Origin of the sequence: Mameliella sp. AT18 (genome assembly GCF_028807275.1) — a bacterium.
GTDB lineage: Bacteria > Pseudomonadota > Alphaproteobacteria > Rhodobacterales > Rhodobacteraceae > Antarctobacter > Antarctobacter albus.
This window is the reverse complement of record NZ_JARAMO010000243.1, coordinates 1-9517: the sequence shown is the minus strand read 5'-3', so window position 1 is coordinate 9517 and position 9517 is coordinate 1. Positions and strand designations below refer to the sequence as shown.

12 protein-coding genes are annotated in these 9517 nt (G+C 64.9%); 5 read left to right on the top strand and 7 right to left on the bottom strand.

The genetic code is table 11. The features are described from left to right. The 7 genes from PVW46_RS21310 to PVW46_RS21280 all read right to left on the bottom strand — a co-directional run. A partial coding sequence (locus tag PVW46_RS21310; RefSeq protein WP_274577491.1) for a hypothetical protein occupies nucleotides 1–424 on the bottom strand: 424 nt, incomplete at its 3' end. A gap of 7 nt (nucleotides 425–431) precedes the next feature. After that, nucleotides 432–587, bottom strand: a complete 156-nt coding sequence (locus PVW46_RS21305) for a hypothetical protein (protein ID WP_274577489.1) — start codon at nucleotides 585–587, stop codon at nucleotides 432–434. A 400-nt stretch (nucleotides 588–987) separates the two neighbouring features. Next, on the bottom strand, nucleotides 988–2232 hold the full coding sequence (trpB, locus tag PVW46_RS21300) for a tryptophan synthase subunit beta (RefSeq protein ID WP_043146130.1): 1245 nt from the start codon (nucleotides 2230–2232) through the stop codon (nucleotides 988–990). A gap of 186 nt (nucleotides 2233–2418) precedes the next feature. Beyond that, entirely contained in the window at nucleotides 2419–2649 is a 231-nt protein-coding gene (locus PVW46_RS21295) for an N-(5'-phosphoribosyl)anthranilate isomerase (protein ID WP_069209701.1), read from the bottom strand. Nucleotides 2650–2684: 35 nt separating this feature from the next. Further along, the gene (locus PVW46_RS21290) at nucleotides 2685–4007 is read right to left on the bottom strand and encodes an MATE family efflux transporter (protein ID WP_274577487.1); all 1323 of its coding nucleotides are present in this window, start codon (nucleotides 4005–4007) and stop codon (nucleotides 2685–2687) included. Nucleotides 4008–4117: 110 nt separating this feature from the next. After that, nucleotides 4118–4627, bottom strand: a complete 510-nt coding sequence (locus PVW46_RS21285) for a PaaI family thioesterase (protein WP_043146124.1) — start codon at nucleotides 4625–4627, stop codon at nucleotides 4118–4120. Next, nucleotides 4627–5049, bottom strand: coding sequence for a PaaI family thioesterase (locus PVW46_RS21280; RefSeq protein ID WP_043146123.1), 423 nt, complete (start codon nucleotides 5047–5049; stop codon nucleotides 4627–4629). The genes PVW46_RS21285 and PVW46_RS21280 overlap by 1 nt, the downstream gene beginning before the upstream one ends. A 137-nt stretch (nucleotides 5050–5186) precedes the next feature. Here PVW46_RS21280 and PVW46_RS21275 point away from each other — a divergent pair, with 137 nt between their 5' ends. The 5 genes from PVW46_RS21275 (at nucleotide 5187) to PVW46_RS21255 (ending at nucleotide 9463) form a co-directional block, all read left to right on the top strand. Further along, nucleotides 5187–5564: a MerR family transcriptional regulator gene (locus tag PVW46_RS21275; protein WP_043146120.1), complete on the top strand. Its 378-nt coding sequence runs from the start codon at nucleotides 5187–5189 to the stop codon at nucleotides 5562–5564. A 234-nt stretch (nucleotides 5565–5798) separates the two neighbouring features. Next, nucleotides 5799–6200 carry a MerR family transcriptional regulator gene (locus PVW46_RS21270; RefSeq protein WP_043146119.1) on the top strand — a complete coding sequence of 134 codons (402 nt, stop codon included), beginning with the start codon at nucleotides 5799–5801 and terminating at the stop codon, nucleotides 6198–6200. 37 nt (nucleotides 6201–6237) lie between these two features. Then, the gene (locus PVW46_RS21265) at nucleotides 6238–8019 is read left to right on the top strand and encodes an acyl-CoA dehydrogenase C-terminal domain-containing protein (RefSeq protein ID WP_069209702.1); all 1782 of its coding nucleotides are present in this window, start codon (nucleotides 6238–6240) and stop codon (nucleotides 8017–8019) included. An 83-nt stretch (nucleotides 8020–8102) separates the two neighbouring features. Next, complete coding sequence (locus tag PVW46_RS21260) at nucleotides 8103–8315, top strand: hypothetical protein (protein ID WP_069209703.1); 213 nt, start codon at nucleotides 8103–8105, stop codon at nucleotides 8313–8315. A gap of 23 nt (nucleotides 8316–8338) precedes the next feature. After that, a complete protein-coding gene (locus tag PVW46_RS21255; protein WP_274577484.1) occupies nucleotides 8339–9463 on the top strand; it encodes an acyl-CoA dehydrogenase family protein in 1125 nt (374 codons plus the stop codon). The last annotated feature ends 54 nt before the right edge of the window (nucleotides 9464–9517 follow it).

Here is a 9517-nt window from a genome sequence, read left to right as displayed (position 1 = left end):
CCGCCTGGCCCGGAGGGCCGTCCTTGTCCTGCTGTCCCGGGGCGCCTTCGTTGGGCGGGGCGGTATCGGGTTGGGCATCGGGTGGAGCCGTGGTGCCCGCATCCGCCGCCTCTGGCGGCGTTGAACCGGCAGGCGGTGTACTGCCGCGGGCCAGCGGCGCACTGCCAGAGCGGGGCGTCTCGGAGGTGTAGAGATAGTCGCGCAGGATCGCCCCCGTCGAGGGGTTCAGCACCACCTCGCGCCGGCCATCGGGACCGAGCGCGATGATCTGGTCATAGCCCAGCCAGGTGCGGCGGACGCGGAAATTGGAAAAGCCCTGGTCGGTCAGGCTCTGTATCACGCGGTCGCGGTAGGACTGCGCCATCGCGGGAGGCGTGCAGAGCAGGCTGACGAACAGTCCGATGCAGATGAGGAATAGACGCATGGCGCAGCTACACAGCCACGAACCAGGCGCCCGTGCTTGTCTTGCGCGTCGTCTCCATGTCGCTGGTCTGGCGCGGGCGGCGGTGCTTGGTCATGAGCTTGAGCTTGGTTGTGGGCGTGACGAGGGTGGTCATCGTCATCATGAGGGTGGTTGTCGGGGTCATGGCCATGACAGTCTGGGTTCGTGTGATCCGGGTCTTCATCATGACATTCATTCGCTCCGGGGTCATCCCCTGCGGGGAGACAGTGGAAAATGTGTCGGCCACCTGCCGAGGCCTTACACCGATGACCGCGTTCCGTGAGTGTGCCTTGACCCGGTACGGGGAACCGGACGGGGCGGTCGGGGACCGGTGTGGGACATCAGGCGACGGCAGGTGACCGACGAGTTTGACCGATCAAGTCGGCAACCTCGGACAATCTGCCCGCAGCGCACCGGGGGTGGAACTCAACAGGGGTTTATCAGACACCCCCTAAACCACATGCAGACGCCCATAAACCGAAGTTTATGGGCGCCAAGCCATTGATTCAAAAGGATGTGTCCGGAAGGGCCCCGAAAGCGCCGGATCAGCCCGCGCTGCGCCCCTCGGTGCCGGACATGTCGACACCCAGATGCTTGGCGACGGTGAAGATGTCCTTGTCGCCCCGTCCGCACATGTTCATGCAGATGATGTGATCGCGGGGCAGCTCGGGCGCGATCTTGGCGACATGAGCGAGCGCGTGACAGGGTTCCAGCGCCGGGATGATGCCCTCGGTCTCGCAGCAAAGCTTGAAGGCCTCCAGCGCCTCCTTGTCGGTGATCGAGACATATTTCGCGCGGCCCACGTCATGCAGCCAGCTGTGTTCCGGGCCGATCCCCGGATAGTCGAGACCCGCCGAGATCGAGAAGCCTTCGAGGATCTGGCCGTCGTCGTCCTGCAGAAGGTAGGTGCGGTTGCCATGCAGCACGCCCGGGCGCCCACCCGTGAGAGAGGCGCAGTGCTCCATCTTCTCGTCGACGCCCTTGCCACCGGCCTCGACGCCGATGATGTTGACTTCCTTGTCGTCGAGGAAGGGGAAGAACAGGCCCATCGCGTTCGAGCCTCCGCCGATGGCGGCGATGATCGTATCGGGGTTGCGGCCCTCGGCCTCGTGCATCTGTTCCTTGGCTTCCTTGCCGATGATCGACTGGAAGTCACGGACCATCGCCGGGTACGGGTGCGGGCCCGCGACGGTGCCGATGCAGTAGAAAGTATCGCGCACGTTGGTCACCCAGTCGCGCAGCGCGTCGTTCATCGCGTCCTTGAGCGTGCCGCGTCCGGAAGTGACGGGCACGACCTCGGCGCCCAGCAGTTTCATCCGGAAGACGTTGGGCTGCTGGCGCTCGACGTCGTGGGCGCCCATGTAGACGACGCATTTCAGGCCGAACTTGGCGCAGACGGTGGCGGTGGCCACACCGTGCTGGCCGGCGCCGGTTTCGGCGATGATCCGGGTTTTGCCCATGCGCCGCGCCAGGATGATCTGGCCCAGGACGTTGTTGATCTTGTGCGCGCCGGTGTGGTTCAGCTCGTCGCGCTTCATGTAGACCTTGGCGCCGCCCAGGCGTTCGGTCAGCCGTTCCGCGAAATAGAGCGGGCTGGGCCGTCCGACGTAGTGCTTCCAGAGGAAGTCCATCTCGTCCCAGAAGCTCTGGTCGGTCTTGGCCTTTTCGTACTCGGCCTCAAGATCGAGGATCAGCGGCATCAGCGTCTCGGACACGAAGCGCCCGCCGTAGATGCCGAAACGGCCCTTTTCATCGGGTCCGGTCATGAAGCTGTTCACGAGATCGTCCATAACACCTCTCCTCTGTCTGGCCGCCTGAATAGGGCATTTGGGGCGGAAAAGGCCAGAGGCAAAAGCAGGTGGCGCGCAGCCGGGGGCCGGCGGCCAGGCGGTTCGAAGCGCCTTGGACAAGCGTGTTCGAACGCGCTTGGTCAACGCCATTGGAATGGCGTTGTCAAAGGGCCTTCGAAGGCCCCTTCAGCGCACGCGGCGGATCGGCTGTCCGTTGCAGAAAATCACGAAGTGGCGGTCGTTCTCCACCACCTGAAAGCCGCGCCGGGCCGCCGCCGCGACGAAGGTGTCGCGCCCCACCAGCCGTTCGACATCGCGGATCTTGCGCTTGACCACGCCGCCACCCATCGCCTCTTGCGAGGCGAAGATCTGTGCCAGCCAGCGGTCGGGCGTGATGTGAGCGGGCAAAATGGCCATGAGTGCCATCTCACCGCATCGCGGTTAGCACCGCGTTAAGCTGCCAACGTCGCCCGTTCCAGCGCCGGATAGCGCAGCGCAAGGGTGACCGCGCGGGTGACATAGGCAATCATCAGCGAGGCCCAGAGCCCATGCGCACCCCAGAGCGGGATCAGCACTGAAACGGCAATGAAATAGACCACCACGGACACCGCCATCATGTTGCGCATGTCGCGGGTGCGGGTCGCCCCGATGAAGATCCCGTCCAGCATCCAGGCCGGCAGGCCCAGCACCGGCGCCGCCACGATCCAGGGCAGGAAATTGCGCGCCATCTGCTGCACCTCCGGGTCCTTCGTCATCGCGTCGATGATCGTGCCCCCCAACAGGGCAAAGCCCAGCGCGAAGACCAGGTTGGACAGGAAGCCCCAGAGGCTGGTCAGCCAGACCGCCCGGCGCAGCCTGCCCAGCGCGCGTGCGCCAAAGGCCTGGCCCACCAGCGCCTCGGCGGCAAAGGCGAAGCCGTCCAGCGCATAGGCCATGATCTCGATGAAATGCAGCAGCACCTGGCTTGCGGCCAGGGTCACCACGCCGAACCCCGCGCTGTAGTAGAAGATGAAGGAGAGCATGATCGCTTCGAACAGCAGCGAGCGGATCAGGATATCGGTGTTCACGGCCGCCATGTGGCGCAGGCGTTCGCGGTCGAAGACCCGAGGCCAGTCGCGCCAGGCCGGGTTGGCGAAGGTGGACCGGCACAGCCAGAGACCCAGCACGAGCCCGCTCCAGTCGGCGACGAAGGTCGCCCAGGCCACCCCCTCGACCCCCAGGTCCATGCCGACGACGAAAAGCACGTTCAGCCCGACGTTCACCGTCACCAGCCAGAGTTGCAGCACCAGCATCGCACGGGTCCGCTCCTGCGCGCCGAGCCAGCCGTTGATGCCATAGATCGCGATGGCGGCGGGTGCCGACAGGATGCGGATGTCCATGTAACCCTGCGCCAGCGCCTTGACCTCGTCCGTGGCGGGCGACAGGTCAAAACCGAAGGCGGCGATCGGCCCGAAGAGCGGGATCAGCAACAGCCCCCCTGCCCCGCCGACCATCAGAGCCCGGGTCAGCAGGGCCGCGACCTCGGCCCGGTTGCCCGCCCCCTGTGCCTGCGCGGTCATGCCCGCCGTGCCCATGCGCAAAAAGCCGAAGATCCAGAGAATGGCGGTGATCAACGCGGCGCCCACGGCGACGGCGGCGATGGGCGTGGCATCGGGGATCTGGCCGATGATGGCAGTGTCCGCGATGCCCTGAAGCGGTACGGTCATGTTGGAAATGACGATCGGCACGGCAATCGTCAGGACACGGGCATGGGTGATGGGCTGGGACGCGGTCATGGCTTGCCGGGGATCGGGGACTGGGAATGCCCCCGGGATATGGGCGCCCCGCGGAAACGGCAAGGGCGGGCCGCCCCTTTACGTTGGGTCAGCCGAGGCGCGCGGCCCGCTCAGCCGTCCTTGCGCGGCATCAGGAAATGCGCATTGGCCTGGGCAAAGGGTCGGTCGCGGTTGTCCTGCCAGGCCTCGGCCTGGACGCTGGCATAGCGCCGCCCGGAACGGGTGACGCGGGCGCGCCCATAGGCGTCGCGCGGCAGGCCCGAGCGCAGGTAGTCGACGGTAAAGTCGATGGTCTTGGGCAGGCGCGGCAGTGCCCCCCGGGTCATGCTGTCGGGGTCCAGCGCGCCGGATTCGATGTCCTGCCAGAGATAGCTCCAGTTCAGGGTGACCATCGCGGTAATTTCCAGGAAGGCCGCCGTCACTCCGCCGTGGATCGCGGGCAGCATCGGGTTGCCGATCAACTTGTCATCGAAGGGCAAGAGGGCCGTCAGCTCGTCCCCGCGCCGGTCGAAACGGACGCCGAGGTACTGCATGTAGGGCACGCCGGAGACCAGCGCCGACAGAGCCGCGTCACGGCGTTGCTTGATGACCTGGACGGGTTCGGGCGCGGGACGCTGCATCATTCGCTCTCCACGGTAAAGGTGCCGGTGGCGGTGGCGACCGGGCGGTCGGTGTCGTCGTCCATGGCGGTGGCGCGCACGAAGGCGACCGAGCGGGTGATATGGTGGCAGACCGCCCGCGCGGTGATCGCCTGGCCCGGCGTCGCGGGGCGCATGTAGTCGATGCGCAGGTCGATGGTGGCGGTGCCGGCAGGCGACTTCGGATGGCTCATCACCGCCGCCCCGCTGCAGGTATCCATCAGGGCCGAAACGGCGCCGCCGTGGATCACGCCGGTTTCCGGATCGCCGATGAACCGCGCGTCATAGGGCATCCGGATCACCGCGATGCCGTCGCCAAGCTCGGCGATCTCCATGCCCAGCGCCTTGCAGTGCGGGATGGAATCGATGAACTGGCGGGCAATGTCGGCCTTGTCTGCACTCATGCGGGATCTCCTTGGGGCCTTTATGGGCACGGGATCGCGGCGCTGCAAGCGGGGCGTTCCGCCGGCTGGGGCGAGGCGGCTTGTCACCCCGGCAGGCTGGGCTTAGATTTCGCCCCAGGCGGATGGGGAGACAAGCGATGGACGAGACGCGTCTGACCTTCAAGGAAATGTGCGCGAAGTTCGACGTGACGCCGCGGACCCTGCGGTACTACGAATACATCGAGCTGATCTCGCCCCAGCGCGAGGGGCGCGCACGTCATTACGGCGCGCGCGAGATCGCCCGCATGACCCTGATCCTGCGCGGTCGCCGGTTCGGATTCCAGCTCGAGGAAATCCGCCAGTGGCTGATGATCTACGAGGAAGAAGGCACCGAGGCCCAGATGCAGGCCTGGCTGGAGATGGCGGACAGGCAACTTAAACAGTTGGCCGAGGAACGCAGGCAGCTGGAAGAGGCGATGACCGAGCTAAAGGCCCTGCGCGACCAGACCGCCGACTCACTGGGGCACTCTGCCTGACGTGAGACGCCCCTGCGTCAAGCAGGGTCCGGAATTCCTTACCCCGCAAATTTTTACCACTTGGTATAAAATTGCGCGGATGGCGGCTTGACCTTGCCTTATCTTACGTCAAGCATAAAGTGACGCAGCGTATGAGTTACGTCACCCGGTTTTCCCATTGTATGAAGGCCCGGAAAGACGCACCTCGGTTGTCGTGACGGAACTGTGACGGTCGGAGACCCGAGGATGCGAGACATGACAGACGAGCAACTTATGACGATCCGGGAGATGTGCGACGCCTTCGAAGTGACCCCGAGGACGCTGCGCTTTTACGAGCAGAAGGAGCTGCTCTTCCCGATCCGCGAAGGCCAGAAGCGGCTGTTCACCCGGCGCGACCGGGCGCGGTTGAAACTGATCCTGCGCGGCAAGCGTTTCGGCTTCAGCCTCGAGGAAATCCGGCAACTGCTGGATCTCTACGATGTGGGCGACCAGCAGCGCACGCAGCTGGCGGCGGCCTATGACGTGGCCCAGGACCGCCTGGCGGAGCTGATCCGGCAGCGTGACGAGCTGAACGCGGCGATCGGAGAGTTGCAGGACCAGATGAAATGGGGCGAGCGGATGCTGGCCTCGATGGACCAAAAGCGCGCGGCCGAATAAGCGCGGCCGCGGGCAGGACTTTCAGGGAGAGAGAGACATGCCCATCTACACGGCGCCGACCAAGGACCAGGTGTTCCTCCTGGATGACGTGCTGCAGCTCAGCACGCAGGACATTCCCGGCTATGCCGACCTCGACCGCGAGACGCTGGACGCGATCCTGGGCGAGGCGGCGAAGCTGGCGGAAAACGTCCTGGCCCCGCTGAACCCGGTTGGTGACGAAGAGGGCTGTTCCCTTGAAAATGGCGTTGTGCGCACGCCCAAGGGCTTCAAGGACGCTTTCGACCAGATGCGCGAAGGCGGCTGGACGGCGCTGGATTGCGATCCCGAGTATGGCGGCCAGGGCCTGCCCTATGTCGTGGCGACCGCGGTGGGTGAGATGTTCTCTTCGTCCAACATGGCCTTCAACATGTACCAGGGCCTGACGCATGGCGCCTACAATGCAATTCATGCGCATGGCTCGGACGAGCAGAAGGCAATGTACCTGCCCAAGATGGTCAGCTGCGAATGGGGCGGCACCATGAACCTGACCGAACCGCATTGTGGCACGGATCTGGGCCTCATCCGCACCAAGGCTGTGCCCAACGATGACGGCAGCTATGCCATCACCGGCCAGAAGATCTGGATCAGCGCCGGCGAGCACGACATGGTGGACAACATCATCCACCTGGTGCTGGCGAAACTGCCGGATGCGCCGGAGGGGGTGAAGGGCATTAGCCTCTTCATCGTGCCCAAGTTCATGGTGAACGAGGATGGCAGCCTGGGGGATCGCAACGCGGTCTCCTGCGGCGGTCTGGAATCCAAGATGGGCATTCACGGCAACGCCACCTGCGTCATGAACTACGACGGCGCCAAGGGGTTCCTGGTGGGCGAGCCGCACAAGGGCATGCGCGCCATGTTTACCATGATGAACGAGGCCCGGCTGGGTGTCGGCCTGCAGGGCTATGCCCAGGGCGCGGTTGCCTACCAGAACGCGGTGGCCTTTGCCAAGGACCGCGTTCAGGGCCGCGATGTGACCGGCGTCAAGAACCCCGACGGCCCCGCCGACCCGATCATCGTGCACCCGGACGTGCGCCGCAACCTGATGGACCAGAAGGCCTTTACCGAGGGTGCCCGCGCCTTCGTCCTCTGGGGCGCCTCGATGATCGACCGCGCGCACCGCAACGAGGATGCGCAGGCCGAGGGGCTCATTTCGCTGCTGACGCCGGTCATCAAGGGGTTCCTGACCGACAAGGGGTTCGAGACCACTGTGCTGGCGCAGCAGACGCTGGGCGGATCGGGCTTTACCCGCGAATGGGGGCTGGAACAATTCGTGCGCGATGCCCGCATCACCATGATCTACGAGGGCACCAACGGCATCCAGTCGCTGGACCTCGTCGGCCGCAAGCTGGGCCAGGACGGCGGCAAACACGTCATGGGCTTCTTCGAGATGGTCAAGGGCTTCATTGCCGACCACAAGGGTCAGGACGAAGCGTTCGACACACAATTCCTCGACCCGCTCAAGGCGGCCTCCAAGGATTTGCAGGCGGCGGGAATGTACTTCATGCAGCACGGTATGAAGAACCCGAACAACGCGCTCTCCGGGTCTTACGACTTCATGCATCTCTTCGGCCATGTCTGCCTTGGCCTGATGTGGGCGCGCATGGCCTGGACGGCCAAAGGCAAGCTGGCGGCCGGTGACGGCGATGCCGAGTACCTGACCACCAAGATCGCCACCGGGCGCTATTACATGGCAAGACAACTGCCGATGACGGCGACGCACCTGAAACGCATCGAATCCGGGGCCGACCCCGTGATGGCGCTTGAGGCAGAGGCCTTCTGAGACGAAGCTGTGGCGGCGGGGATCCCCCCGCCCTGCGCCCGTGGCGGATCACACCGCCCGGCGCCCCTGACGTCGGAGGACCCATGCCCAAACGCTTTCGCCTGACCCGCCGTTTCCCGGTCGCCATGACCGAGGACGGCTATCGCAAGCTGAAATCCTTTGCCCACGAGGCCGGGCTGGACGAGGGCGAGGCCCTGTCCTTCCTCTTCGAACATTTCGAGAGCGTGACCGACAGCGAGGCGCTGGCCCATCGGCTGCGCCTGTTCAACGCCGACCTCGACGAACGCAAGAAATAGGAACCCCGATGCCGCGCGACTGGATGACAGACGAACATGCCATGCTGGCCGAGATGACCGCGAAGTTCATCGAGGCCGAATGGATGCCGCTCTACGACAAGTGGCGCAAGCAGGGCCAGATGGACCCGGAGACCTGGCAACAGGCCGGGGAGCTGGGCCTGCTCTGCCCCTCTGTCCCCGAAGAATACGGCGGCGCCGGCGGCGATTTCGGGCATGAGGCGGTGATCCTGATGGAAGCCGCCCGCGCCAACCTCGCCTCCTGGGGGCATGGCATCCACTCGGGCATCGTGGCGCATTACATCCTGGCCTACGGCACCGAAGAGCAGAAGCAACGCTGGCTGCCGAAGATGGTTTCCGGCGAGATCGTGGGCGCCCTGGCAATGACCGAACCCTCGGGCGGGTCGGATGTGCAGGGCATCCGCACGCGGGCCATCCGCGACGGCAACGCCTATCGGCTGACCGGGCAAAAGACCTTCATCACCAATGGCCAGCACGCCAACCTGGTGATCGTGGCGGCCAAGACCGACCCTGCCGAGGGTGCGAAAGGCGTCTCTTTGGTGGTGGTCGAAACCGAGGGCGCCGAGGGGTTTTCACGGGGCCGCAATTTGGAAAAGATCGGCTGCCACGCGGCGGACACCTCCGAGCTATTCTTCGACAATGTCGAGATCGCGCCGGAAAACCTGCTGGGCGGGGCAGAAGGCCGCGGCTTCTACCAGATGATGCAACAGCTGCCGCAGGAACGTCTGATCATCGGCTGCGGCGCCGTGGGCGCGATGGAAGGCGCGGTGGCGCGCACGATCGCCTATTGCAAGGAACGCGAGGCCTTCGGCGGCCCACTGATGCAATTCCAGAACACGCGCTTCAAGCTGGCGGAATGCCAGACCAAGACGACCGTGGCCCGCGCCTTTCTCGACGCCTGCATCGCCGAACACCTGGAAGGCAAACTGACTGTCGAAAAGGCGGCGATGGCGAAATACTGGCTGAGCGACACGCAGGGCGAGGTTCTGGACGACTGCCTGCAACTGCACGGCGGTTACGGCTTCATGCAGGAATATGCCGTGGCCGAGATGTGGACGGATGCAAGGGTGCAGCGGATCTACGGCGGCACCAACGAGATCATGAAGGAACTGATCGCGCGGTCGCTCTGAACGAGGCGCGAACGGATATGGAGGATTGGGGTATTTTGACCAAGAAGAAACAGG

What these genes read in the sequence shown, in the direction of transcription:
- PVW46_RS21270 (WP_043146119.1), top strand. Translation starts at nt 5,799, where the DNA reads ATGACAGACGAGCAACTTATGACGATCCGGGAGATGTGCGACGCCTTC.
- PVW46_RS21280 (WP_043146123.1), bottom strand. Translation starts at nt 5,049, where the DNA reads ATGAGTGCAGACAAGGCCGACATTGCCCGCCAGTTCATCGATTCCATC.
- PVW46_RS21275 (WP_043146120.1), top strand. Translation starts at nt 5,187, where the DNA reads ATGGACGAGACGCGTCTGACCTTCAAGGAAATGTGCGCGAAGTTCGAC.
- PVW46_RS21260 (WP_069209703.1), top strand. Translation starts at nt 8,103, where the DNA reads ATGCCCAAACGCTTTCGCCTGACCCGCCGTTTCCCGGTCGCCATGACC.
- PVW46_RS21305 (WP_274577489.1), bottom strand. Translation starts at nt 587, where the DNA reads ATGACCCCGACAACCACCCTCATGATGACGATGACCACCCTCGTCACG.
- PVW46_RS21290 (WP_274577487.1), bottom strand. Translation starts at nt 4,007, where the DNA reads ATGACCGCGTCCCAGCCCATCACCCATGCCCGTGTCCTGACGATTGCC.
- PVW46_RS21265 (WP_069209702.1), top strand. Translation starts at nt 6,238, where the DNA reads ATGCCCATCTACACGGCGCCGACCAAGGACCAGGTGTTCCTCCTGGAT.
- PVW46_RS21255 (WP_274577484.1), top strand. Translation starts at nt 8,339, where the DNA reads ATGACAGACGAACATGCCATGCTGGCCGAGATGACCGCGAAGTTCATC.
- PVW46_RS21295 (WP_069209701.1), bottom strand. Translation starts at nt 2,649, where the DNA reads ATGGCCATTTTGCCCGCTCACATCACGCCCGACCGCTGGCTGGCACAG.
- trpB (WP_043146130.1), bottom strand. Translation starts at nt 2,232, where the DNA reads ATGGACGATCTCGTGAACAGCTTCATGACCGGACCCGATGAAAAGGGC.
- PVW46_RS21285 (WP_043146124.1), bottom strand. Translation starts at nt 4,627, where the DNA reads ATGCAGCGTCCCGCGCCCGAACCCGTCCAGGTCATCAAGCAACGCCGT.